The 24,637-nt window shown below is 59.8% G+C and carries 26 protein-coding genes and 1 pseudogene; 15 read left to right on the top strand and 12 right to left on the bottom strand.

Annotated features, from left to right (window positions below):
• Positions 1 to 8: 8 nt before the first annotated feature.
• On the bottom strand, positions 9 to 176 hold the full coding sequence (locus tag BLW22_RS35030) for a hypothetical protein (protein ID WP_162844270.1): 168 nt from the start codon (positions 174 to 176) through the stop codon (positions 9 to 11).
• A gap of 288 nt (positions 177 to 464) precedes the next feature.
• Positions 465 to 1,178 (bottom strand): Arc family DNA-binding protein, encoded by a 714-nt coding sequence (locus BLW22_RS35720; protein WP_283164043.1) that lies wholly within the window; start codon positions 1,176 to 1,178, stop codon positions 465 to 467.
• A gap of 13 nt (positions 1,179 to 1,191) precedes the next feature.
• Between BLW22_RS35720 and BLW22_RS35435 the strand changes: the two are divergent.
• Positions 1,192 to 1,296 (top strand): annotated as a pseudogene (locus BLW22_RS35435) (glycoside hydrolase family 19 protein); the annotation flags it as partial.
• Between the two features lie 382 nt (positions 1,297 to 1,678).
• On the opposite strand, the gene BLW22_RS19375 reads toward BLW22_RS35435, so the two are convergent.
• The 4 genes from BLW22_RS19375 to BLW22_RS34605 form a co-directional block, all read right to left on the bottom strand.
• Positions 1,679 to 1,909 carry a hypothetical protein gene (locus BLW22_RS19375; protein ID WP_235865599.1) on the bottom strand — a complete coding sequence of 77 codons (231 nt, stop codon included), beginning with the start codon at positions 1,907 to 1,909 and terminating at the stop codon, positions 1,679 to 1,681.
• The gene (locus BLW22_RS19370; RefSeq protein WP_074847307.1) at positions 1,906 to 2,145 is read right to left on the bottom strand and encodes an excisionase; all 240 of its coding nucleotides are present in this window, start codon (positions 2,143 to 2,145) and stop codon (positions 1,906 to 1,908) included. The genes BLW22_RS19375 and BLW22_RS19370 overlap by 4 nt, the downstream gene beginning before the upstream one ends.
• A 31-nt stretch (positions 2,146 to 2,176) precedes the next feature.
• Positions 2,177 to 2,374: a DUF4224 domain-containing protein gene (locus BLW22_RS19365; RefSeq protein WP_074847306.1), complete on the bottom strand. Its 198-nt coding sequence runs from the start codon at positions 2,372 to 2,374 to the stop codon at positions 2,177 to 2,179.
• A 156-nt stretch (positions 2,375 to 2,530) separates the two neighbouring features.
• Positions 2,531 to 2,908, bottom strand: a complete 378-nt coding sequence (locus BLW22_RS34605) for a hypothetical protein (protein ID WP_143045153.1) — start codon at positions 2,906 to 2,908, stop codon at positions 2,531 to 2,533.
• 205 nt (positions 2,909 to 3,113) lie between these two features.
• On the opposite strand from BLW22_RS34605, the gene BLW22_RS19360 reads away from it, so the two are divergent.
• Complete coding sequence (locus tag BLW22_RS19360) at positions 3,114 to 3,713, top strand: hypothetical protein (RefSeq protein WP_074847305.1); 600 nt, start codon at positions 3,114 to 3,116, stop codon at positions 3,711 to 3,713.
• A 35-nt stretch (positions 3,714 to 3,748) separates the two neighbouring features.
• On the opposite strand, the gene BLW22_RS19355 is transcribed toward BLW22_RS19360, so the two are convergent.
• From BLW22_RS19355 to bamA, 6 genes are all read right to left on the bottom strand, one after another.
• Entirely contained in the window at positions 3,749 to 4,393 is a 645-nt protein-coding gene (locus BLW22_RS19355; RefSeq protein ID WP_074847304.1) for a hypothetical protein, read from the bottom strand.
• Positions 4,393 to 4,680: a hypothetical protein gene (locus BLW22_RS34600; RefSeq protein ID WP_143045152.1), complete on the bottom strand. Its 288-nt coding sequence runs from the start codon at positions 4,678 to 4,680 to the stop codon at positions 4,393 to 4,395. Before BLW22_RS34600 ends, BLW22_RS19355 begins: the two co-directional genes overlap by 1 nt.
• Before the next feature lie 346 nt (positions 4,681 to 5,026).
• The gene (locus BLW22_RS19350) at positions 5,027 to 5,479 is read right to left on the bottom strand and encodes a hypothetical protein (RefSeq protein WP_074847303.1); all 453 of its coding nucleotides are present in this window, start codon (positions 5,477 to 5,479) and stop codon (positions 5,027 to 5,029) included.
• A 260-nt stretch (positions 5,480 to 5,739) separates the two neighbouring features.
• A complete protein-coding gene (locus tag BLW22_RS19345) occupies positions 5,740 to 6,297 on the bottom strand; it encodes a DUF4145 domain-containing protein (RefSeq protein ID WP_074847302.1) in 558 nt (185 codons plus the stop codon).
• Positions 6,298 to 7,032: 735 nt separating this feature from the next.
• Positions 7,033 to 7,887 carry a lipopolysaccharide biosynthesis protein gene (locus BLW22_RS19340; RefSeq protein ID WP_083381379.1) on the bottom strand — a complete coding sequence of 285 codons (855 nt, stop codon included), beginning with the start codon at positions 7,885 to 7,887 and terminating at the stop codon, positions 7,033 to 7,035.
• A gap of 165 nt (positions 7,888 to 8,052) precedes the next feature.
• Positions 8,053 to 10,419: an outer membrane protein assembly factor BamA gene (gene bamA / locus BLW22_RS19335; protein WP_065927272.1), complete on the bottom strand. Its 2,367-nt coding sequence runs from the start codon at positions 10,417 to 10,419 to the stop codon at positions 8,053 to 8,055.
• Between the two features lie 196 nt (positions 10,420 to 10,615).
• Between bamA and BLW22_RS19330 the strand changes: the two genes are divergently transcribed.
• The 13 genes from BLW22_RS19330 to fecE all read left to right on the top strand — a co-directional run bounded on the left by BLW22_RS19330 (position 10,616) and on the right by fecE (position 24,583).
• Entirely contained in the window at positions 10,616 to 11,299 is a 684-nt protein-coding gene (locus BLW22_RS19330) for a response regulator transcription factor (RefSeq protein ID WP_065927273.1), read from the top strand.
• Positions 11,296 to 12,579: a HAMP domain-containing sensor histidine kinase gene (locus BLW22_RS19325; RefSeq protein WP_074847301.1), complete on the top strand. Its 1,284-nt coding sequence runs from the start codon at positions 11,296 to 11,298 to the stop codon at positions 12,577 to 12,579. Before BLW22_RS19330 ends, BLW22_RS19325 begins: the two co-directional genes overlap by 4 nt.
• Before the next feature lie 57 nt (positions 12,580 to 12,636).
• Positions 12,637 to 13,074 (top strand): hypothetical protein, encoded by a 438-nt coding sequence (locus BLW22_RS19320; RefSeq protein ID WP_065927275.1) that lies wholly within the window; start codon positions 12,637 to 12,639, stop codon positions 13,072 to 13,074.
• Positions 13,075 to 13,330: 256 nt separating this feature from the next.
• Complete coding sequence (locus tag BLW22_RS19315) at positions 13,331 to 13,999, top strand: GntR family transcriptional regulator (RefSeq protein WP_065927276.1); 669 nt, start codon at positions 13,331 to 13,333, stop codon at positions 13,997 to 13,999.
• A gap of 64 nt (positions 14,000 to 14,063) precedes the next feature.
• Positions 14,064 to 14,870 carry an ABC transporter substrate-binding protein gene (locus BLW22_RS19310; RefSeq protein ID WP_074847300.1) on the top strand — a complete coding sequence of 269 codons (807 nt, stop codon included), beginning with the start codon at positions 14,064 to 14,066 and terminating at the stop codon, positions 14,868 to 14,870.
• A gap of 12 nt (positions 14,871 to 14,882) precedes the next feature.
• Positions 14,883 to 15,659: an amino acid ABC transporter permease gene (locus BLW22_RS19305; RefSeq protein ID WP_027607402.1), complete on the top strand. Its 777-nt coding sequence runs from the start codon at positions 14,883 to 14,885 to the stop codon at positions 15,657 to 15,659.
• Positions 15,660 to 15,661: 2 nt separating this feature from the next.
• Entirely contained in the window at positions 15,662 to 16,441 is a 780-nt protein-coding gene (locus tag BLW22_RS19300; RefSeq protein ID WP_053129053.1) for an amino acid ABC transporter ATP-binding protein, read from the top strand.
• A 22-nt stretch (positions 16,442 to 16,463) separates the two neighbouring features.
• Entirely contained in the window at positions 16,464 to 18,074 is a 1,611-nt protein-coding gene (locus BLW22_RS19295; RefSeq protein WP_065948024.1) for a gamma-glutamyltransferase family protein, read from the top strand.
• Between the two features lie 122 nt (positions 18,075 to 18,196).
• Positions 18,197 to 20,602, top strand: coding sequence for a TonB-dependent receptor (locus BLW22_RS19290; RefSeq protein WP_074847299.1), 2,406 nt, complete (start codon positions 18,197 to 18,199; stop codon positions 20,600 to 20,602).
• A gap of 307 nt (positions 20,603 to 20,909) precedes the next feature.
• Positions 20,910 to 21,830, top strand: a complete 921-nt coding sequence (locus tag BLW22_RS19285; protein WP_065948026.1) for a Fe(3+) dicitrate ABC transporter substrate-binding protein — start codon at positions 20,910 to 20,912, stop codon at positions 21,828 to 21,830.
• A gap of 2 nt (positions 21,831 to 21,832) precedes the next feature.
• Complete coding sequence (gene fecC / locus BLW22_RS19280; RefSeq protein ID WP_074847298.1) at positions 21,833 to 22,822, top strand: iron-dicitrate ABC transporter permease FecC; 990 nt, start codon at positions 21,833 to 21,835, stop codon at positions 22,820 to 22,822.
• The gene (locus tag BLW22_RS19275) at positions 22,819 to 23,787 is read left to right on the top strand and encodes an iron chelate uptake ABC transporter family permease subunit (protein ID WP_065948028.1); all 969 of its coding nucleotides are present in this window, start codon (positions 22,819 to 22,821) and stop codon (positions 23,785 to 23,787) included. The genes fecC and BLW22_RS19275 overlap by 4 nt, the downstream gene beginning before the upstream one ends.
• Positions 23,788 to 23,791: 4 nt before the next feature.
• The gene (gene fecE, locus BLW22_RS19270; RefSeq protein WP_074847297.1) at positions 23,792 to 24,583 is read left to right on the top strand and encodes a Fe(3+) dicitrate ABC transporter ATP-binding protein FecE; all 792 of its coding nucleotides are present in this window, start codon (positions 23,792 to 23,794) and stop codon (positions 24,581 to 24,583) included.
• The last annotated feature ends 54 nt before the right edge of the window (positions 24,584 to 24,637 follow it).

The following is a 24,637-nucleotide window of genomic DNA, read 5'->3' as shown; positions in this document are numbered from 1 at the left end:
CATTTCCCTTACCCATCGTTTGAATTCCCGCGGAAGTGATCAGCCAGCACCCGCCGCGCGTCGATACCGCACGACGCCGACATTGCGTAGATCTGCCCGAAGGTGGTTTCTCGGCGCTGCAGGGCGTTGAACAGCTCGATCAGGCGCTGGCCCTTGGTACCGTTGCGGCGGTTCATAGCAGGAACCTCTCATCATTCTGAATATGCAGTGAGCTAGTCGCTGAGCCTGCGGCGGTTTGCTTCTCGATCACTGGAACGCAATCGGCTACATCAGGCGGATCTTCGGACACCACCAGAATCCTTACGAGCAGTACGACGATTAGCGTCAGCTGGATTGTCTGGAGCATGGCTCTACCTCTTGCCTGCGCTAGCCAGGCCAACGATCAGTAGTTGGGCGAAAAAAATCATGATCTTCATGCTGATATCCGGTGCGGCCGAAGCCGCAGAAGCAATTGAAGGAATGAATTACTGAAGGAATCTGCGGACAGGGCGCGCGAGCCGCTCGCTGAGCATGACGTTGTCGTTGAGCCAGCCATCTTCAAAGTCCATGAAGTAGGCGCCGTAGGCGGAGCGCTGCGTGCTGCTGATGTACCAGTCCTTCTCGAACGATTCAGGCAGGTACAGGTAGCCGTGATGCAGTTCGCCAGAGGAGGGCAGATAGAAATCGTTGTGCCCGTCGCGGGTGTAGGCAGATGCCGCGTCGGCGGCTGGGTGAGAACCTTCGCGATTGATCAGGATTGCGGTGTTCTCGCGCCCGTCGATGCCACTGGTAGCCTCGACGTTGGTGCCGTGCTCGCCATAGCTGTGCCGGCCCACATCCGTGACGGCGAAGATGACGTAGCACAGGCCTTCCGGGTACTCGCGGCGGCCACCGTAGATCCCGCCCTGGCCTGCCCAGTAGGAGCCGATCGCCGGCGGTACAAGACCGCTCGGTAGATCGCCTGAATTACTTGGATTTGAATTCACTCGGATCGGGGTGGTAACAGTATTGGCCAGCGTATCCAGCAGGATCTGCTGACGGTTCTGACCATCCAAATACTGTCGAGTAGCCTTCACGAAGACGCTGTTCATGCTGCGATCATCAGCCTGGGCTACGGCTTCAATCTCTGCGCGCAGCCCATCGGGCAGGCGGACCACAAACTTGTCGGCGGTGCGGGAATCGTATTGTGTTGAGGTCATTTCACTTTCTCCAGACCGAGGAGAGTTCGTGAAGATCACTCGCCGCATAAATGGCGGGCTCAATGGATTAGAAGATCGCCTTCAGCTTTGGGACAAGGCAAAAAAGGTGTTGGCATAGGAGGTCAGTGTCAGGTTGAGGAAGTTACAGTCGTAGCGCACGCAAATGCGAAGATTGGTCACTCAAAGTAAAAAGGCCAGCCACGGAGTGTGGATGGCCGCTAAACACTATTTCCCTTTCGGTGGAGCATTCCCTCTGCCGCCACCAGAAGGATTACCCGTGGTGCTTGGCAGATTAGGTACTGCAGGAGTTTTGGAACCACCTCCTGCACTGCCGCTACCCTTGCTTGATGATCCCAAACTGCTCTTACTGCCTGACGACTTCGACATAACGTTCTCCTGATTATGACCAGCGGGACTGCACAAGAGACTTTAGTCCAGCTGGTAGCATTGGCTGGAAAAACGAACGCTACCTCCGAAATGACTTAGCGGTTGGCAAGCAGTCAGTCAATTTTGAGCATCTGTGCGAGCAGCGGATCGTTCGAACCCAATATCGCCGCCTGTACGTCTACAAAGTACATCCCTCCCGTGATCTCACCGATGATCTCGCCCTCTTCAATCCATTTCTTCAGTTGCTGCAGGCTGGGCTTGTTCCCGACATACCGCAGCTTTCTATACTCACCGACCTCCATGAGCCTCGGCAATCTCACTGTTATCTGGGACAGCATTTTCATAATCCGAGCCTGCGTCGATCCGCCTCAATTCTTTCTATGAGAGTACCGCCGGTAGTTCTTCTCGCAAGCTTCTCGGGTTCAAGGTACTGCGAATTCGCCTCTAGGTAGTAATTACGGCCGTGCTTGATAGGTTGGGGGGTAATGCGGCCTTCGCGGGCCCATTTGCGCAGGGTATTCGGGCTAGGCGGCGTTTTAAAGTGGTCAGCAGCCCATTCTGCGAGAGTCAATTTGGTCATGAGTTCACCTGCCATAGTCTAATGTCGGCCGTTATTTTAGTCGGAGCTCAGGGCTTTTTTTCTGAGCCGGCTGACCTCCCAGGCGACTGATTACGACTTGGCTTAGCACTTTTGGGATGCCGTCACCTCCCACGACAAATCCGAATTGTTGCTCCTGTAACCATCTGACTTGAGCGCTCGGCTTTTGATAGCCAGTGAGCTCTGCCACCTCTTCCTTCGTTAAAAACATCGGGGTTCTCCAGGCGCGATATCTGACAAGGCTACATCTTTCCATTCTGCTTGATGCGCGCCAAGCCCTGTTTGATGTGCCCGGCGTTCTCGCCGAGCGCCCCATAGAACTGATCATTTCAGCGGATGTATGAGGGATGAGGAGGTATAACTGCTTCTATCGCAACACGGTCAACTTGCTTTGGCCACAAAACAGCGGCTCGAAGTGGTGTTGAGTCTCTGCTCCCATAACGAAGCCACACTCAAGCTTCACTTTTGCTCCATTCGGCAAGCTATCTCCTTCATCTAACGTGAACTGCACACGATCTGTAGTGACCAAATTTCCGATATCGGTTCTAACTGTTATCTGCTCATCAAGAACCAATGCGGTGTATCCAATTTTTGCAGGGGGTTTAATCTGTCCCAGTGGGTCGTTTGCTGCAAGAGTAAAAAAACGCCCGGTAAATTGCATGGGATTTGGTCCCGGCGGTGTAGGTGTCTCAGCTGCCGATACCGCAAATGAAAACAGCGCCGGAATTAGCAAAAAAAATTTCATGATTTTCCTTTCATAGGTCGAAGCCAGAGATTTTGTTAGATATATGGCTATGAGCCATCATTTGAGTCTATAGCATACACGGGAGATCGCTATGGGGACGGACACCCCTCCCGTAATTGAGCCCGCACTTTACCAATCGCGGCGTACAGCTACTATTGGCTGGGCATCAAGGCGGTAGAATGCCTTTTTATCCAGAGTATGAGAGATGGAACCTAACGAGGTTATTGACGCGCTTGCCGTTCAAGTCGAATCCGCGAAAAGCCGAGGTCTCAAAGACGTCTCCATCGAAAGCCTTGAGATGTACATGGTCGCGCTGCGTGAGCGCGTCGAAAAGCTTTCTCCGCTTACTGAAGCGAATAACGAGTTCCAGAGGCAGGCTAACGATCATGCTTTTCAGGACCGGCAGGCGATGTTCAGAACCGTTATTGACTCTGGTCAGGCAGCGCTTAAAGCCAGCCTGCTTGTGGGGGGAGGGGCAGCAGCGGCACTCCTCGCATTCGCCAGTTCTGCCTGGAAGTCGCTAAAGCCTGAAGGGCTGGAGCTATTGGGGCTGACTATTTTTGTATTAGCTATCGGTGTGCTTTTGGTGGTGCTTGCTAGCGGCGCAACATACCTGTCTCAGGGGCTCTATCACGACGGCTTGGGCAAGCCACATAATTGCAAAGAAGATCGTGCCGGAGACATTTTGAGGTACATATCACTGACATTGGTTGTCTCTTCGTACGGACTCTATGCGTTGGCGTGCTGGTTTATTTATAAAATGATGGGAAGCTTTTCCATTGTCGGCTTCATACCGGTAGGGTGATAGATACAAGAAGCCCGGCGCTGGGCCGGGCTGTTTTACGATCCAGATTTAACTGCGGGCGGCGAGGTCGCCGCCGGAGAGCTTTTGCTCTCTCCAAGAATAATCTTTTCGACAGTCGCTGTAGACTCACTTTTGCCTAACTGAAAGGCACTCAACATATTCGATGTGAGAGCCGTATTGAAGCCTGCCACGCCAAGCACGATCGCAATCACAGTCGAGACTGCCGCGACGATCAGCGTGGTTTTCATAGAACTGATGCCGGCCTTTGTCTCCCCGTTGTCCTTGCCAATTTGCGCGAGAACTCCGTCAAGGCGCTTATCCCGCTCAGCCTGAGCAGCCAGAAAACCTTCAATTTTCGCAGAAACAGACTCCACTCGAGCATCCATTTTGGCCTCTATGGTCTCGAGCTTTGCGTTGAATTCTTCGCGAGTAATGTCGTTCATGCTCTGAGTATGGACCGAATTATAAATCTCGTCATTAGCCCCCACCACCGGAGCCGCCGGTGGAGGAGCGATTCGATCAAATGTGAATATCGATTTTTTTAGTTTTGTGGGGCTTGTGTCAAGATCTGTCAAGCCGGATAAGGTCGCCCAATCCAAAGTATCTGGCCCTCTACCGAGCCCGGCAGTACCTCTGAATTCTTCTGAGCCAAGTGGGCCTAGATCTACTGACTTGAGCATTAGAACTCCTCAAGCGCGCCCGGGATGTCGTCATTTAGTAGGGAGTGCTGCCTCACAAATTTACATTTGGTGCAAATCATGACGAGTACTGGCAATCCTGTGGCGAACATGTCACCAGATCCAGTTCCCCACGGCACAGCATTGCCGCCGATTGATTCAGAATTTGGTGCTTGCCATACCGCATTTGAGCAAATTGGGCATTCAGCTGAAGCCCCAATAGACGTGAAGAACTCCTCAACCTTTTCAAGGTTGATCCTTCGCTTTTTCCGTATCCCGTCAGCGCTCATTTGAATTCAATCCTTGTGCCGCGCGCACCCAATGTCGCGCAAATTTTTACAGCATCCCGCCGCGCCAAACCAAGCGCTTACTCAGGCTTGCTTCGATTTAGCTGCCCCGCCTTCACCTCATCCGCATACCCACCAATCCCATCAGGGCTATGGCGTCGGCATCTCTGAGCTTTTCCGCAAGCTTCCCTGGTCGACACAGGACTGCTCAAGGTTGAACGCTATAGCCTTGAGGTCGTGGCTGTTACGGGCCGACCTACATTCCCAGTCGGAAAAGTTAGCACGACATCAATTCGTGTAAGAAGAACAGAATAGGCGATACCGGGAGGCTTCCGGGATGATCAATAGTTTAATCCCAGCGCTTGATAGACGGATCGTCGTCCTCATCGACCAAGGCGGACAGACGCTCAATGACACTGTCTCCTGTCAGAAGAGTTCGGCGCTCCATCCTCGGCATAGCTACCCAGCTACCATCCTCATCGGGGGTGAAGAAAATGTCGACGATATGCAAATTCTTTGCGAGTAGTCCGTAGTCTTGGCCTCGTTGGCAAGGATCTAGCCTGACTGCCTTACCGATAAATCTAATCACGAGACTGTCATAAGACGCATCCATATCGGTGCTGATTTTTTCACGTGTTATCGCTAGGTTTGGTATTCCGTCGAGAGCAGACTCCAGAGAGGCGTAAAGTGCTGGAAGGCGAGTTGCGAACAGCAGATGCTGCTCGCCAGCCAGCTGTGCCTCATTCATTTCCTCGACTACCTTATTTTTCAGCTTAGCTATTAAGTCTTCCTTGGCGCCCATTGACGATTCTCCGTAGGTAGTGATAGCTCGATGCTATCCCAACATACTTGGCATATCCAGAGGTACTACCCGGGGAGATATTCGGGAGAATTACGTACAGCTTAAAACTTGGGATTGGAAACAGGTGTGAATTCCACGCCAAGCTCCTACGACGTTGGAAACGTGGCGCGCCACAGATTAAAAACCTGCTGCATCATCGGCGAGCATGCGGTTCTCGATTGCCGATGCCGGGTCGGTAGCAACCTTGACATGGTGGTGGTCTATCCAGGGGAGGGGGCCGGGATTTTGCTCGGGAATTCATAGATAAACTTCATGAGCATCTCTGCAAAGGATATGAGATCTACAGCATCACCTCCGCTCATAAGTGCTATTTCGTGAGTTGCTTCGTTCCCTTTCTTCCGTATGTGGTCAACCCATCCACGTCCGTTTGGAGGAATAAACCCTGCATTCGCCAAATAATTCACGTATGAAATGAAAGGCTCGCCCTCTGGTGCGCCCTGGGCAACCCCAATATTCATCAGGAGCTTTCGGCAGAGAAGCACTGCCCCGGTAAAGGCGCCGGCTGCAGCACACTGCCTCGCTTCGTTATACAAGGCCTCAATACTCTCTGGCAGGTTTGCCACCGGACTGCCAGGAAGCAATCCCGGAAACTGGGGCGCATCGTTTCCCCAGTAAGTTGGATTGAAGCAGTGAGTGCATATGTAGATGAATTGGTTTTGCCCAGAAAAATAGCCCAATGAACTGGCTACCATATTGCTGCAGAAGCCGCATTGGTATTTTTTAGAGGTGATCTGCATCACGTTCATCCAATGCATCATCGAGTCCCTTCTTAGTTTTTTTCATGCTAGCCATGTGACACACCACTGTCCACCGGATAGTTTGCGCTCAAGTTATCATCTTGCGCAAAACCTCCTCTGCAGGATGCATCTCCCCGTTTGCATAAGCACAAAAAAGCAGATTCTTTGCCCCTGCTGGAATGCCCTGTTATCCATTTAAAACAGGTGCTTAGGTGGCTACAGCCCCAAGCATGGGGTGCTAGGGGTCGAGTGTTCGAATCACTCCGTCCCGACCATATTTTTCAGTGACTTAGCCGAACTCCAGCCAGTTCGGCTTTTTTACGCATAGGGACTTTTGCGGGGGATCATCCCAACTTCCTCCTCAAGATCGTCACCGCCCCACGCTTGGATCCAGCCAATGCACTGAAAGCTTCAGGCCATCAAGGTCCTGGATGAGTTGCGTCTGCTGATTCTGAAAATTCTTTTTAAACCCACACAGGTTCATTGAGCATAGGCAGATCTGAAGTACGATCAGCGCATACGCTTCAGCGTAAGCCCCAAATGGCCCAGGGCATAGTGCTCACTATGCAACAGAAGGCCCCCGCCATTCTTCTCGCTGGCCGTGGAACCCAATCCAGATAACTCCTTCAATCTCCTGCTAAAAAAGACTGAAGTATCCGGGCTGATATTCGGATTTTTTGAGAAGGGCCCTCAACTGCCGACACCCAATGTGTGTAGTGCAGGGAGTTGGCGAAGGCCTCCAGGCCGACTGTGTGTCTACTGGTGGAGCATCGCTTCCACTTGAGCGACGCTGATACGCGGAATCACACTCGCCGGAATCTTCGAAATATCGGATAAGTTGTAAACCATGAAGTCATCCCCCATGACCTTTTTGGACATCAACTCGAACGACGGCAGTATGCGGGTGTAATAGTGTTGGTCGAGCCCGCAGGGGGAGTTTGTGGAGTTTTTCGTTTCGTAAAACCTCCCCGACTTTTCGTCCAGGTCGACGCCCACCAGGAAAACCTTGGAGAACCCGACGTGGAATGCCAGCTGGATGGCCAGGTAGGCCACGGTTCGGGCGTCAAAAAAGCCCTGGCTCATGTCCTTGCTGAACCCGATGGACCGTTTCCGAAAGGCGATCAAGGAGTGATCAGTAACCAGCTCTTTTGATCTTCCGAGCGCCACATCGATCCACGACGGTTTTGGAGCCTTGGACAGCGGGTAGAGCTGCCCGGTTGGACGAGCATGGGAGGATTGCGCGTGGTCTTCCCATAGCGCGACCCTTTGGCTGACAGCCATGGCGTAATTGAATAAATCCGGCTGCTGTTTGGAAAAGCTTCTGTCCGTGCAAGCGTAAAAACTCGGCTTGATATCGGTGTTCATAAACATCGAAATGGCGCCATTCATGGTGATCATGGGCACGTGCGCAAACTTTTCGAGGGGGAATGATTTGGCTGACAGGCCGGAAGCGATAATAAAAACCGCGCCTGATTCGACATTCCGACAGGCAGCAAAATCGTGCAGGTGCATCGGGCTTGCGCTTGAACGCCATGGCGCTGACACGGGTGCAAACAAAGCCAGCTTTTTGTCGGCAACAGGCTTGGCCTCGACGAAGGGCATCTGTTTCATCCGATCTATCCGCGTAGTGAAAGGAAAATCCACACATCAGCCGACCAAGGCTTGACAGCAGAGTTCCCTTATAAAAAACAATACATAAACGCGGCTTCGCCAGACGTCCGGTATTTGTGTAGGGCCTTTCCCAGAAGGGGGAAACGCATCAACACGCCGCAACCTTTAAAACGTCTGCCCCATGGAGAACTGAAACACCTGCTTGTCCGCGTTCTCCGGCGTGCGAATCGGGTATGCCAAATTCACACTCAGCGGCCCCAGCGGGCTGTACCACGTCACCCCAACCCCCACCGAACTGGCCATCTGGCCCAGGTCCACGCTGCCGCAGCCTTGGGTGGTACTGAGGTAGCACTTGTCCGAATACACCGTGCCCACGTCCCAGAACAACGAGGTTCGCACGGATTTGTTGTCTTTGATGAACGGCACCGGGAATAAGTACTCCGCGCCGCCTGTTATCAGGATATTGCCGCCCAGCGATTCGGTGTCCCGGTCCGAGTAGTACGCCTGCCCGGCACTGGCGTAGGCACCGGTTGCCGGGGTGTTGCGCGGGCCGAGGGTGCCGCTTTCAAAGCCGCGCACCGTGCCTTCGCCGCCGGCGGTGTAGGTTTCATAGAAGGGCAGCCCGTCCGTGGAGCCGTAGCCGCTGCCGTAGCCGAGCTTGGTGTGAAAGCGCAGTGATGTGTTGTTGCTGACAGGCAGGAACGTCTGCCCCGTGTAGTCGATTTTGTAGAAACTCAGGTCGCTGCCGGGCACCGTCACCATCAGGTTGAGGTTTTGCGAATGCCCGCGAGTCGCCAGCACGCCTTTGTTCAAGGTCGATTCCGACCAGCCGAGGTTGGCCTTGAAGTTGGTGAATTCCTTGCCTTCGCGCTCGATAAAGTCGTAGATCTCGTCGGCGCTGTAGGTGCCCGGTTCGATACTGTCGTGTTGCGCCGTCAGGCCAAAGCTCAAACGCGAGGTTTCATTGATCGGGTAACCGAGGGTGGCGCCCAGGCCAAAACTATTGATGGCGTAATAGGACACCCCGTCATCGTAGTACTTGTTGTAGTCGGTCTTGCTGTAGAACGCGTTGTAACCCAGGCTCACCCCGTCGGTGGTGAAGTAGGGATCGGTGAAACCGATGTTGTACTTGCTCTGGTAGGACGAGCGGGTCAGCCCCAGGCTGGCGTAGTTGCCGGTGCCGAGGAAGTTGTTCTGGGTGATCGAGCCGCCGAGGATCAGCCCCGAACTCTGGGCAAAGCCGACACTGGCGGTAATCGAACCGGACGCCTGTTCTTCCACGGCGTAGTTCACATCCAGTTGGTCGTCGAGGCCGGCCACCGCAGGCGTCTCGACGTTCACCTCTTTGAAGAACCCCAGGCGCTCCAGGCGCACCTTGGACTGGTCGATCAGGTACGTCGATGCCCAGCCACCTTCCATCTGGCGCATTTCCCGCCGCAGCACCTTGTCGTCGGTCTTGGTATTGCCACGGAAGTTGATACGGTTGACGTAGGCCCGCTTACCGGGGTCGACGGAGAACGTGACGTCAACCGTGTGGTCTTCATCGTGGGCCTGCGGCACGCCGTTGACGTTGGCGAACGTGTAGCCTTCGTTGCCCAGGCGACGGGTAATCAGCTCCGAGGTGGTGGTCATCAGTTTGCGTGAGAACACCTGGCCCTTCTGCACCAGCAGCAAGGACTGGACCTGGTCCTGCGGGACTTTCAGCTCACCACTGAGCTTCACCTCGCGTACCGTGTATTTCTGGCCTTCGTGGATGTTCACGGTGATGTAGACGTGCTTTTTGTCCGGGGTCATCGAGACCTGGGTCGAGGTGATATCCATGTTGATATAGCCACGGTCCAGGTAATAGGAGCGCAAGCGTTCAAGGTCGCCCGACAGCTTCTCCCGTGCGTATTTGTCGTCGTTCTTGAAAAACGACAGCCAGTTGCTGGTCTTGAGGGTGAACTGGTCGATCAGGGCGTCGTCGGCGAACACCGTGTTGCCCACCACGTTGATGTGCTGGATCGACGCCACTTCACCTTCGTCGATCTTGATTTTCAAGCCCACGCGGTTACGCGGCTGAGCCACCACCTGCGCGTCGACCGACGCCGAGTACCGGCCCTGGGCAACGTACTGGCGCTGCAACTCGTTGCGTATCCCTTCCAGGGTGGCGCGCTGGAAAATCTCGCCCTCGGCAAGGCCCGATTGCTTCATGCCTTTCATCAGGTCATCGGTGGCAATCGCCTTGTTGCCCTCGAATTCGATACTGGCAACCGAAGGACGCTCGACTACATTGATGATCAACACATCGCCTTCGCGGCTCAGTTGGATGTCCTGGAAGTAACCGGTCTTGAACAGCGCGCGGGTTGAGTCCACCAGGCGCCGGTCATCCGCTTCGTCGCCGACGTTCAGGGGTAATGCCCCGAACACGCTGCCCGCAGAGACCCGTTGCAGGCCGTTGATTCGAATATCCGAGATTTTGAAGCCTTGGGCGAGTGCCAGTGAGGTATTGAGCAGCAGCGCAACCGAGCAGAGCAGGCGCGAAAAATTCATCAAGATCTTTTCCAGAACACATCGACAAGCAGCGCCGGCACGCATGGACAACTCGCCGCGCGGCCGGACTGGTGAACATCCAGCATACGAGCGAGGGGCGTTTGGTGCGGTTAACCGAATGTCAAGTTAGGTAAAGTTTGGTCTGGGATGCCAATGCCGGGTCGATAATGCGCAACCCCCCACTGACGAGCCCGAGATGATCCGCGTACTGTTGGTCGACGACGACCAGGAACTGACTGACATGCTGAGCCAATACCTCGCGCGCGAAGGCTTTGAGGCCACGGCCGTGCACACGGGGGAGGAGGGCGAGGAGGAGGCGCTGTCGGGGCGCTACAGCATTGTGGTGCTGGACGTCATGCTGCCCCAGCGCTCGGGCATCGAGGTACTCCGGCGCATCCGCGTCGTCAGCCAGGTACCCGTAGTGCTGCTCACCGCCCGTGGCGACAACATCGACCGCATCACCGGCCTGGAACTCGGCGCCGATGATTACGTGCCCAAGCCCAGCTCCCCCGGCGAACTGGTCGCGCGCCTGCGCGCCATCATGCGCAGGGTGCAGCCGGTGGGCCAGCCGACCACCGAAGTGATCACGACCGGCGCGCTGGTGTTGTGGCCCGGCAGGCGCCAGGCCCTGTGGAACGGCCTCGAGCTGGGCGTGACCAGCACCGAGTTCAGCCTGCTGGAAGAGCTGGCCCGCAGTGCCGGCCAGGTAGTGAGTAAAAAGGATCTGTCACTCAATGCCCTCGGTTGCCCGCTGACCCGCTACGACCGGCGCATCGACGTGCATATCAGCAGCATCCGGCAAAAACTCGGGCCGCGCCCGGACGCCAAGGCCTGGATCCAGAGCGTGCGCGGCCTCGGCTATTTGTTGATTGCCGAATGACCAAGCCCAGCCTGCTGTTCTGGAAACTGTTCCTGGCCTTCTGGTTGGCGACCACCTTGACCTTCCTGGTGGGCGTCGGCGTGCTTGAACTGGGCCGTTTCCAGCCGAATGACCCGCATGTGGAAGCCATGCTGGCGGCCGAAGACAAGCTGCTGCAAACGTTCGGTGTCGAGGCGGGCGGCCAGCTCCTGGCGGTGTGGGAGCGCCCGGCGGATGAGGCCATCGGCGTCTACAACAGTGCCGGTCAATTGCTGGTAGGTGGGCCCGTGACGCAGCCGGTCTATGAGCGAGCGGTCGTCAGCAAGGAAGGCCTGACGCTGTCGATCAGGTCGACCCACGCGCCCGGTAACCCGCCGGGCCGGCCCTGGCACCAGATTCCGCTGATCATCGGCACGTTGATGAGTGCGCTGTTCAGCGGCTACATGGCCTATTACCTGGCCTGGCCCCTGGCGTACCTGAAGCGCGCCATGAGCGACGCGGCCCAGGGACGCTTCGAAACCCGGGTCAAGCCGGCCATGGGCAAGCGTCGCGACGAGATCGTCGACCTGGCGGAAGACTGCGACCGCATGGCCAACCAGTTGAAGGTGCTGGTGGAGGCCCAGCAACAGCTGCTGCACGACATCTCCCATGAACTGCGCTCCCCGCTGACGCGCATGCAGGCGGCCATCGGCCTGTTGCGCCAGGACGCCGCCCGCCTGGAAATGCTCGAACGCATCGAGCGCGAATCCGAGCGCATGGACACCCTGATCGAGGCGTTGCTGACCCTGGCGCGCCTGCAAGGCCGTCCGGAAAGTATCGAGCGCGAGCCCGTGGATATTGTCGAATTGCTGGCGATGATCGTTGAAGATGCGCAGTTTGAGGCCGGCATCAAAGGCTGTCGCGTGCACCTGCAGGTGTGCCCGCCGTTTATCGCCTGCGTCAGCGGTGAGTTGTTGTATCGCTGCTTCGAGAACGTGATTCGCAATGCCGTGCGCTACACCCGACCGGACACCACCGTGTGCGTGTCGGCGCAGGTCAACCACGATGCGAACCGCCTCACGGTACAGATCACCGACCAAGGGCCGGGCGTCGACAATGACCGGCTGCACAGCATTTTCCAGCCGTTCGAGCGTGGGGTGGGCGATGCCAGCGTGGGGTTTGGCCTGGGGCTGGCCATTGCTGCGAGGGCCGTCCAGATGCACGGCGGCCACATCCTCGCGCGCAACGAGCCAGGCGGTGGGCTGGCAGTGGAGATCACCCTGCACAGCGCGCGATCTTTACACGACATTACACTGGCTTGACCGCCCTGTACGTCGCGCCTGATTAGACTTGTCACCCTTGATTGAGTGGAGGTGGCGATGTTTCAGGTGCATAAAAAGGGCTTTGTGCCCGGCAGGAAAATGGTCGACGGCCTGGTCCCTTACGACTTCTTTTGCGAAGACAGCCCGGCGATCAATCTGTTTGTGTTTACCGGCGCCGCTACGCCGGGCGCCACCGTCGAAGAACAGACCCTATGGGGCTTCACGCGGTTGGAACGTTTCGAGGCGATGAGCCACGCGCTGGTGAGCAACCAGCGGCACGCCGGCTGGTTTCAAAGCGTCAATGTGCTCACCGGACCCAACCAGAACGGCACGCAAAGCGTGAAGTTCCAGCGCGTGCTGAAAATCATCAAGCACGCCAGTCCGGCCCGCAAGGCCGACTACGAGATCCTCACCGACGAAGGCGACACCTATTTCACCCGCCGGGCGGTCGGCGAAAACAGCGCGCAAACCGTCATCTATTCGGTCGAGCCATAACGCCAGCGGTGGGCTGGATTCGCCTCAAGCAAAAAGCATCTCGCCCACGGTCCGCTTGTTACTTCCGCCCACCAATGGGGCGTCTTCTGCGCCATTGGGTAGCAAATTCCCACGCGACTTTTCAACGCCAGCCCCAGCTTTTTCCCTTCTATCCGATCTGAATCAATCACTTGGCTCCTGTCCCAAGCCGTTGGCACGCATCCTGCTTTTTTGTATTCGTGGATAATTGGATACAAAAATTCAAAAGGTGCTGCCGATGCAATTCGCTCCCGCTTACGTTGACCGCCAGCCCCTCACCGCCGAGGAGGAGGCCTACAACTTTCTGCTCGATGCCATTTGCGGCGGCCGCTACCGCAAGGGTGACCGGCTGATCGCCGAAGACATCGCCAGCGAGATCGGCATGAGCCGCATGCCGGTGCGCGAGGCCTTTCGCCGCCTGGACGCCCAGGGCCTGGTGACCCTGCGGCCCAACCGTGGCGCAGTCGTCAGCGGTTTGGATATTGATGAACTGCACGAAGTGTTTGAGATGCGCAGCGCCCTTGAAGGCCTGGCGGTACGCGTTGCCGTCGGGCGGATCGGCGAGCGTCAACTGGCGGCCCTGGAGCGCATGCTCGATGAGATGGACGACTACCGTGACGAAGGCGCCGCGTGGGTCAGTCGGCACCGCGCGTTCCATGAATACCTGTGCAGCCTCAGCGGCCGCCCGCGCCTGATGAAGCAGATTTCGGCGCTGTACTCGCTGGTCGAGGCACCTATGCGCTTGTGGCTGCAGCACGGCGAAAAACCCCTCAGCGCCCGCCAGGAACACGCAGTGATCCTTGATGCGATCCGCGCCGGCGATGCCGCCCGCGCCGAAGCCGTGGTGCGCGAACACATCGAAGGCACCGTGCCGGCACTGATCCAGTTCCTGCAAACCGAACAATAAGAAACACCCGCTGTGTTTTGACTTTAGTCCTGCCCCGTTATTCAACGAACTGGAGTGTCTGGTCATGCATAAATGCCGCGCCTTGCTGGTGGCTGTCTCCTTCGGTCTCTGCGCACAAGGGGCCTTTGCTGCGCCTCAAGTGCCGGATCGTCTGCAAAAAGTCGACAAACTTGTCTATTGCTCGGGGATGGATTCCCCGCCCCTGGTGTCCTTCGACGAAGCCCAGAAACCCCGCGGGCTCACCGTTGACCTGGGCCTGGAAATCGCCAAGCGCCTGGGCGGCAAGCAAGTGCAATGGCGGGTGATTCCGTTCTCTGGGCTGGTGCCGGCGTTGCTCGCCCAGCAGTGCGACATGATCGTCGACCAGTTGTTCGACAAACCCGAGCGGCGCCAGGTGATCGACATCGTCAACTACATGTATTCCAGCCAGTCGGTGGTGGTGCCCAAGGGCAACCCCAAGGGCATCAAGGCGCTGGATGACCTGTCCGCGCACAAGGTCGCGGTGCTCAACGGCTCCACCATCAAGACCCTGCTCGATGCCCACAATGAAAGCCTGGCCAAGGCCGGCAAGCCCCCGATGAAACTGGTGGTCTACAACACCGACACCGATGCCTTCCAGGCCCTGCGTATCAGCCAGGTCGACGCCTACGGCACCACCGTGGAAACCGCCGGTTACTACGCAGCAATGGCCCCGGACCTGTTCCAGGAAGGCGTGCCGGCGTTCAGCCGCATCCTCACCGGCCTGGGCATACGCAAGGACGCCCCGCAACTGACCGCCGCCGTGCAACAGGTGATCAGCGATATGCGCAGCGATGGCAGCTATGTGCAGTTGCTGGACAAATGGCATGTCAGCAGCGACACACTCGACTGAGGCGTACCTGCGATGAATTTCAATTGGGATGTGTTCTGGCAGTACCTGCTGCAGCCCAGCGGGGTCTACCTCACGGGGCTGTGGCTGACGTGCCTGATCAGTGTGCTGGCGATGCTGTTGGGCTGCGCGCTGGGGCTGGCGGCGGCGTTGTTGCGCTTGTCGAAGAACCCGCTGTTGCATCTGCCGGTGCGTTTTTACGTGTGGCTGATGCGCGGCACGCCGCTGCTGGTACAGATCGTGTTTCTGTACACGGCACTGGCGGCGGGCGGGATTTTCCGCTTCGAAGATATTGAACTGTTCGGCCTGATCGTCCCCGGCAATATCCAGGCGGCGATCATTGCCCTGGGCCTCAACGAAGGTGCCTATATGGCCGAGATCATCCGTGCCGGCATCGGCGCGGTGGACAAGGGCCAATATGAAGCCGGGCGCTCCCTGGGCATGGGCTTCGCCAAGTTGATGCGGCGCATCGTGCTGCCCCAGGCGTTCCGGGTGATCGTGCCGCCGCTGGGCAATGAGTTCAACGTGATGCTCAAGAACACCACCCTGGTCAGCGTGATCGGTGTGCAGGAGCTGCTGCTCAGCACCCAGATGATCACCTCGGCGACCTTCCGCGTGTTTGAGCTGTACCTGGTGGTCGCCCTGTATTTCCTGACGCTGACCACCCTCTGGGGCTTTTTCCAGCGCTGGCTCGAAGCCCGTTTCAGCCAGTCCGACCGGCCTTCCGCGCCACCACCGGCAGCCAGCCGCATGTTCGGGCGCAGCACCCTGAAACTGCTGAGGGGACGATAACCATGGCGCACCAAAGTGAAGAGCTGATCATTGAGGCACTGGATATTCAGAAGTCGTTCGGCGAGTTGCAGATCCTCAAGGGTATCTCGCTGCAAGTACGGCGCGGCGAAGTGGTGGTGCTGATCGGCGCCTCGGGCTCGGGCAAGACCACCTTTATCCGCTGCATCAACCTGCTGGAAGACATCCAGGGCGGGCGCATCCGCGTCAACGGCCGCGCCATGGGCTATCGCGAGCGCAGCGACGGCAGCCTGGTGCGCGATTCGGAGCGCAACATCGCCCGCCAGCGCCGCGACATTGGCATGGTGTTCCAGCGCTTCAACCTGTTCCCCCATATGACGGCGCTGGAAAACATCATTGAAGCGCCGATCCAGGTCCTCGGCACACCACGTGCCGAAGCGCTGGAACAGGCCCGTGGCCTGCTGGCGCGGGTCGGCCTGGCGGACAAGGCCAGCCATTACCCGTCGATGCTCTCCGGCGGCCAGCAGCAACGGGTCGCCATCGCCCGCGCCCTGGCGATGAAACCCCAGGCCATGCTGTTCGACGAACCCACCAGCGCCCTCGACCCGGAAACCGTCGGCGAGGTCTTGCAGGTGATGAAGGAGCTGGCCGAGGAGGGCATGACCATGGTGGTGGTCACCCATGAAATGGGCTTTGCCCGGGAAGTGGCGGACCGCGTGGTGGTACTTGATCAGGGCGAACTCATCGAACAAGGGCCGCCGGAACAGATCTTCAGCCACCCCAGCCATCCCCGTACCCGGGCGTTTCTCAGCCGTGTGTTATGACTTTTTTTGAAGAGCCTTTGCCATGTTGAAATTTTCTGCCCACGAGTACCCCTATCCGTCGCAGCGCCAGAGCGTATTTGCCCGTCGTGGCATGGTAGCCGCGTCCCAGCCCCTGGCCGCCCAGGCCGGTATCGAGATCATGCAAAAGGGCGGCAACGCCATCGACGCGGCCATCGCCACGGCGGCCGCGCTCACGGTGGTGGAGCCCACCGGCTGCGGCCTGGGCGGCGATGCGTTTGCCCTGGTGTGGTGCAAGGGCCAGTTGCATGGCCTGAACGGCAATGGCCACGCGCCGGGCGCCTTGAGTGTCGAGGCGGTCAAGGCTGCCGGGCACGATCGGATGCCGCTGTACGGCTGGACCCCGGTGACCGTGCCCGGCTGCCCATCGGCCTGGGCGGAGCTGTCGCAACGCTTCGGCAAGCTGGCGTTTGACGAGCTGCTGCAACCGGCCATCCGCCTGGCCCGCGAGGGTTTCCCGCTGTCACCGGTGGTTGCCCACCAATGGCAGATCTCCTTGAACGAATTCAGCCCGCACCGCGATGAAGTGCTGCAAGCCTGGTTCGACACGTTCCTCATCGATGGGCGCGCACCCCAAGCGGGCGAGATCTTCCGCAACCCGGCCCAGGCGCGCACCCTGGAAGAACTGGCCGCCAGCCGTTGCGAAAGCCTGTATCGCGGTGCCCTGGCCGCACGCCTGGACGCCCACTCACGGGCCACCGGGGGTTACCTGCGCGCCAGTGATCTCAAGGACTACCGCGCACAGTGGGTGGACCCGATCCACATCAATTATCGCGGTGTCGACGTCTGGGAAATCCCGCCGAGCGGCCAGGGCCTGGTGGCGCTGATGGCGCTGAACATCCTCGAAGGCTTCACCTTCGATCACCGCGACAGCCAACAGACCTGGCACCGCCAGCTCGAGGCCATGAAGCTCGCCTACAGCGACGGCCTGCACTACATCACCGACCCGCTGCACATGCGCGTGGCAGTGGCCGACCTGCTCAGCGACGACTACAGCGCGCGCCGTCGCAGCCAGATCGGCGAGCAGGCACAGGCGCCCAAGCCCGGTGACCCGCACGCCAGCGGCACGGTGTACCTGGCCACGGCGGACGCCGAAGGCAATATGGTCTCGTTCATCCAGAGCAACTACCACGGCTTCGGCTCCGGCGTGGTGTTGCCCGACAGCGGCATTGCGTTGCAGAACCGTGGGCAGGAATTCAGCCTCGACCCGGCCCACGCCAACTGCCTGGCAGCAGGCAAGAAGACCTTCCACACCATCATCCCCGGTTTCCTCACCAAGGACGGCCAGGCCCTTGGCCCGTTCGGCGTGATGGGCGGCTACATGCAGCCCCAGGGTCACGTACAGATGGTGATGAACCTGGTGGACTTCGGCCTCAACCCCCAGGCCGCACTGGATGCGCCGCGCTGGCAATGGCTGGGCGACATGAAGGTCGGCATCGAGCAGGGCGCCTCCCGCGACCTGGCCAATGCCCTGGCCCGGCGTGGTCACCAGGTGCAGATCGCCAGCGACCTCACCGACTACGGCCGTGGGCAGATCATCCTGCGCGACCCGGTCAGCGGCGTGCTGTGCGGCGGTACCGAACCGCGTGCGGATTCCCATATCGCGGTATGGTAGCCAAAGCAGGGCATGGCGCCGCCATTGCCCTGCCATTTTGAAAAAAGTTGGTCGAAGCCTGTCCCCTTTTTTCACCTCGCCTGTCATTCCAGGCAAGTGAACAAAATCGAGAGCTTCTTCCAATGCCCGCAGTCCAACCCTTGCGCTTGCGCCCGTTGCTCAAACTGAGCCTGATGCTGAGCCTCAGCGCCAGCCCCTTGTTCGTCCCCGTCAGCTATGCCGAAGACAGCGCCGCGCGCCGCAGCTACCAGGTGCCGGCCGGCAGCCTGAGTGCGGCGTTGACCCGTTTTGCCGGGCTGTCGGGGGTCAACCTGTCGGTGGACCCGGCGCTGGTCAGCGGGCGCAGCAGCAGCGGCTTATCCGGCGAATATGGTGTGGAAGAGGGCTTTGCCCGCTTGCTGCAAGGCTCCGGCCTGCAATTGCAGCCCATGGGGGAGCAGGCCTACATGCTGGTGCCGGTGCCGGAGGGCGGCAGCCTGGAGCTGGCGCCCACGTCGATTCTCGGTACTACCGGCCTGTACGACGGCGACACCTACGCCGGTGGCCAGGTGGCGCGGCGTGGCTCGCAAGGCTTGTTGGGCACCCGTGACTTCATGGAAACGCCGTTCAGCATGACCACCTACACCCAGGACGCGGTGAAAAACCAACAGGCGCGCACCCTCGGCGACCTGATCGCCAGCGACCCGTCGGTACGCGCCACCAACCCGGCCGGTGGGCGTTACGAGCAGTTCACCATTCGCGGTTTCAGCCTGTTCAACAGTGATGTGTCGTACAACGGCCTGTACGGCGTGCTGCCGACCTACACCATCGACATGGAAATGGCCGACCGCGTCGACATCTTCAAAGGCCCCACCCAGTTGATCAACGGCATCTCGCCGCGCGGCAGCGTGGGCGGCGGGATCAACGTGGTGCCCAAGCGCGCCACCGACAAGGACATCACCTCGTTCACCGGCACCTGGGCCTCCGACAGCCAGGCCGGTGGTGCGGTGGACGTGGGCCGGCGTTTCGGCGAAGACAACAAATTCGGCCTGCGCTTCAACGGCGTGAAGCAGTCCGGCGATACCGAATGGGACCACCAGAGCGTCGACCGTGAGATGGCCGTGCTGGGCCTGGATTTTCGTGGCGAGCGCCTGCGCCTTTCCACCGATATCGGCCGCACCGAGCGCGATACCGATGCGCCGCAGGAGCGTGTGCAAGTCGCGGCTGCCGCGCCGGTGCCCAGCGCCAACGATGTGCGCCGCAACTATGCGCAGTCCTGGAGCAAGGCCCGCACCAAGGACACCTTCGGTACGGTGAATGCCGAATATGACCTCAGCGATTCGGTGATGCTCTACGGCGGTGTCGGCGCGCGTAAAAGTAACCATGAGTTCCTGCGCCATGCTGTTTCGGTGACCAATGCGGCCGGTGATTTCACCGTGCAGCCTCGGGACTTCACCCGCGATGAAAACGTCCGCACCGCCACGGCCGGCGTGCGTAACTGGTTCCACACCGGGCCGGTGAGCCATGAGGTCAACCTGGCCGCCAGCTACTTCTATATGGACTTCACCAACGGCGGTGCGCGTTATGCGAACGCATCGAGCAATCTCTACAACCCCGTGCAAACCCCGACGCCGTCGGTGGCCACGCGCCAGGATGCGAAGGTTTATACCGAGAACACGTTCAGTGGCGTGGCCTTGTCCGACACCCTGGGTTTCTTCGATGACCGCCTGTTGCTCACCCTCGGTGCGCGCTGGCAGCGCGTGATCGTGGACGATTGGAGCGACGGCATCAAAGGCAAGACCAACTACGACGAAGAAAAGATCTCGCCTTCGGGTGGCCTGCTGTTCAAAGCCACCGACAAACTGTCGCTGTACGCCAACTACATGGAAGGGTTGAGCCAGGGCAAGATCGCACCGTCCACGTCGCGCAACGAAGACCAGATCTTCCCGCCGTTTATCAGCCGCCAGGTGGAAGTGGGCGCCAAGTACGACGCTGGCGCCTTCGCCGTGACCGCCGCGGTGTTCCGCATCAAGCAACCGGCCTACGAGACCAACGCCACGTCGCGGCTGTTCGGTCCCAATGGCAAACGCCAGAACACCGGTGCGGAGCTGAGCGTGTTCGGCGAACCCCTCAAGGGCGTGCGCCTGCTCGGCGGCGTGATGTACATCGACAGCAAATTGAAGGACACCACCAATGGCGCCTGGGACGGCAACCGCGCGCCGGCCACGCCCAAGTACAACGTCAACCTCGGTGCCGAGTGGGACGTACCGACCCTCGAAGGCCTGACCCTGACCAGCCGGGGCATCCACTCCAGTTCCCAATACCTGGACCAGTCCAACGTCAAGGAAATCGACGCCTGGAACCGTATCGACGTCGGCGCCCGCTACGCCTTCAAGGTCGATGACAAACACATCACCCTGCGGGCGAATGTGGAGAACGTCGCCGACAAGCGCTATTGGAGTTCGGCCGGCGCGTCGGATGACAGCGAGCCGGGGCTGACCTTGTCGACCCCGCGCACCTACCTGCTGTCTGCCACGGTCGACTTTTAGACGCGGATTAAAAATGTGGGAGGGGGCTTGCCCTAATGCCAGTCAGTTAAGCGTACATCGCCTCCTGTAGGAGCGAGCTTGCTCGCGAAAAACGTCAACGATAACGCGTGCTTCCTGAATGAACGCGGCGCCTGTGAGTTTTTCGCGAGCAAGCTCGCTCCTACAAAAAGCCTTAACTGACTGGCATTAGGGCTTGCCCCCTCCCACAAATGAGAATGTTTTTTGATCACGTCGCCCCGATATGGAATAGTACCCGCCGTTTTCCCCAGCCCGTCCAGTTGGGGTGTTTTAACGCCGAGGTACCTCCATGCGATTGCTGCGCTCCATCCCCACCCTTGCCGCCTGCCTGCTGGCGTTCTCTTCCAGCCTGCTGAGCGCTGCCCCCATCGACCTCAATGACGGCCAGCACGCGGTGCATCTGCCCGATGCGCCCAAGCGTGTGGTGGTGTTGGAGTTCTCTTTTCTCGACAGCCTCGCCGCCGTGGACGTCACCCCCGTCGGCGCCGCCGATGATGGCGACGCCAAGCGCGTTCTGCCGCGCGTGCGTCAGGCCATCGGCCAGTGGAAATCCGTGGGCCTGCGCTCGCAACCGAGCATCGAGGAAATCGCGCGGCTCAAGCCGGACCTGATCGTGGCCGACCTCAACCGCCACCAGGCGCTGTACAGCGACTTGGCGAGTATTGCGCCAACCCTGTTGCTGCCGTCGCGCGGTGAGGATTACGAGGGCAGCCTCAAGTCCGCTGAGCTGATCGGCAAGGCCTTGGGCAAAAGCCCGCAGATGGAAGCCCGCATCGCACAAAACCGCGAAAACCTGAAGAAAATCGCCCAGCAGATCCCCGCCGGTGCCAGCGTGTTGTTCGGTGTCGCCCGTGAAGACAGCTTCTCCGTGCACGGCCCGGACTCCTACGCCGGCAGCGTGCTGCAAGCCATCGGCCTGAAAGTGCCGTCGGTGCGCGCCAACGCCGCGCCGACCGAATTCGTTAGCCTCGAACAACTGCTCGCCCTCGATCCGGGTTGGCTGCTGGTCGGCCATTACCGCCGCCCGAGCATCGTCGACAGCTGGAGCAAGCAGCCGCTGTGGCAAGTGTTGGGCGCGGTGCGCAACCAGCAGGTGGCCGAAGTGGACGGTGACAGCTGGGCGCGCAACCGTGGTGTGTTGGCCTCGGAGCAGATCGCCGAGGACGCCCTGGCGATCCTCAAGGGCGGCAAAGCCGTACTGAGCCAATAAGCATGGGCCGTGGTTTGGCCGCAGCCGGCATCGTGGTGCTGGGTGCCGTGTTGTTCTGGCTGTCGTTGTACAGCTGGTCGCCGTTCACTCTCACGGCGGCCGACGCCTGGAATGGGCTGGTGCATCAGGGCAGCGTGGGCGGCAATATGGCCTATATCGTCGCCCAGTTGCGCGTGCCGCGTGCGGTGTGCGCGGCATTGGTGGGCGCCTGCCTGGGCCTGGCCGGGGCGCTGATGCAGGGCATCACCCGCAACCGTCTGGCATCGCCGTCGCTGTTCGGCGTGACGGCAGGCGCGGCGTTGGGGCTCGCGTTGTTTTCCACCGGGTTGGTCGCACCGCCGTTTGCCGGCGCTGCCTTGCTGATGACCTGCCTGGGCGGCGCACTGGCCTGGATCACAGTGTTCAGCCTCGGTGGCGTCTGGTCGCCGGCCACGGCCCAAGGTCGCCTGGTGTTGGCCGGGGTGGCCGTCGCCGCGTTGTGTGCTGCCTTGACCCGGCTCACGGTGATCCTGGTCGAGGCCCAGGCGCAAAGCGTGCTCAATTGGCTGGCCGGTTCCCTGGCCAACGTCGGTGCGGCCCAGGTGCAATTGCTCTGGCCGTGCACCTTGATCGGCGGCCTGTGGGCGCTGTGGTGTGCGCCGCGCTTGAACCTGATCAACCTTGGCGAAGACGCCGCGCGCTCGTTGGGCGTGGGCATTGCCAGCCTGCGTTTGCAGGTGTTCGTCGCCAGCCTGTTGCTGGTGGGGGCGAGTGTCTGCGCGGTCGGGCCCATCGGCTTTGTCGGGTTGATCGCGCCGAATATCCTTCGCCAGTTTCTCGGTAATGACTACCGCTGGCTGATCCCACTCAGTGCCGCCTTGGGCGCAGTGATCGTGCTGGGTGCCGACCTGCTCAGCCGCGCCGTGGCGTTCCCGGTGGAAACCCCGGCCGGGGTGGTCACGGCACTGATTGGTGCACCATTCTTCCTCTTTCTCGCCAGGCGTGCCCTATGACCCAGCCACGATTGCGCCTTTGGCTGCTGCTCGTTTTGTTGCTGCTGGCGACCTTCGTCAGCCTCAGCGCCGGCACCCTGTGGCTCACGCCCGAAACCGTGCTGGAGCGCCTGCTGGCCCATGACGCCCTCGACTTTGAAGTCTGGAACCACCGCCTGCCACGCAGCCTGATCGCGATCCTCGCCGGCTGCGCATTCGGCCTGGCCGGGGCGATTGTGCAGGGCGTGATTCGCAACCCGCTGGCCTCGCCGGAAATCCTCGGTGTCACCCAAGGTGCGGGGCTCGCGCTGACGGTGGCAATCATCAGTTGGCCGCATTTGCCGATTGCCTGGCTGCCCCTGGTGGCGTGCCTGGGCGGCGCCGGTGGCGCCTTGTTGCTGGCGCTGTACAACACCGGCGTGAGTTTTTCCGGCGTGCGTTTTGCGCTGTCCGGGGTGGCGATTGCGGTGACCTTGTCCAGCGTCACCGAGTTTCTGATCCTGTCCCACCCGCTGGACATCAACACCGCCTTGCTCGCGCTCACCGGCAGCCTGTGGAGCCGCAACTGGCACCATGTAGCGCTGGTGCTGCCGTTCCTGGTGTTGATCCCGCTGGGGCTGTGCCTGGCCAAACCGCTGAACCTGATCGCCCTCGGCGATGAGGCGGCCCACAGCCTGGGCACCGCACTGAACCGCACACGCTGGCTGGCGATGGCCTGCGCGGTGCTGCTCACCAGCCTGGGCGTGGGCGTGATCGGGCCGATCGGCTTTATCGGCCTGGTCGCACCGCATATGGCACGGCGCCTGGTCGGTGGGCATCACCAGTACCTGCTGCCGGCGGCGATGCTGATCGGCGCGCTGTTACTGGTGCTGGCCGACACCCTCGGGCGCACGCTGATCGCGCCCAGCGAAATCCCCGCCGGGGTGCTTACGGCGGTGATTGGCGCACCGTATTTTCTTTGGTTGCTGGCACGGTTCAAGGGCTGATGACATGAGTATTCTTCAAGCACGCGCGCTGGATATCGGCTACGGCGCCACACCCATCGTGCAGAGGCTGTCGTTTACGCCGCCGACGGGAAAAGTCACCGCGTTAATCGGCCCCAATGGCTGCGGCAAGTCCACCTTGCTCAAGGCGTTTGCGCGCATCCTCAAGCCCACGCAAGGTGAGCTGAGCCTGGATGGCCAGGCCTACGCCAGCCTGTCCGCCCGCCAACTGGCCCGGCACATTGCATTCCTGCCCCAAGTGCTGCCGGTGCCCGAAGGCGTCAGCGTGCGCCAGTTGGTCGCCTACGGCCGCAGCCCGCACAACTCGTTGTGGGGACGCCTGAGCGGCAATGACCGGGCCCATGTGACCCAAGCCATGCAACGCCTGGAGCTCGACAACCTGGCCGACCGCGCCCTGGCGGACCTGTCCGGCGGCCAGCGTCAACGCGCCTGGCTGGCCATGGTCCTGGCACAGAATGCCCCCGTGGTGCTGCTCGACGAACCCACCACCTACCTCGACATCAGCCACCAGGTCGAACTGCTCGACCTGATGGGCGAACTGGCCGCCGAAGGCAAGACCGTGATCACCGTGCTCCACGACATCAACCAGGCCTGCCGCTACGCCGACCACCTGGCGGTGATGCACGCCGGCAAGCTGGTGGCCGATGGCGCGCCGGCACAGGTGATCAGTGCCGAATTGATGCGCCAGGTGTTTGAGGTGCAGGTGCAGATCATGAGCGAACCGGTGGCCGGCACCCCCATGTGCCTGATCGAAAAAAGCACCCGAGCCCAAGCCTGACTCGGTCAAAAAATGTGGGAGGGGGCTTGCTCCCGATAGCAGTGGGTCAGTCAC

Origin of the sequence: Pseudomonas marginalis (assembly GCF_900105325.1) — a bacterium.
Lineage (GTDB): Bacteria > Pseudomonadota > Gammaproteobacteria > Pseudomonadales > Pseudomonadaceae > Aquipseudomonas > Aquipseudomonas marginalis.
The sequence above is the reverse complement of the archived record's forward strand: the minus strand, read 5'-3'. Positions and strand labels throughout refer to the sequence as shown.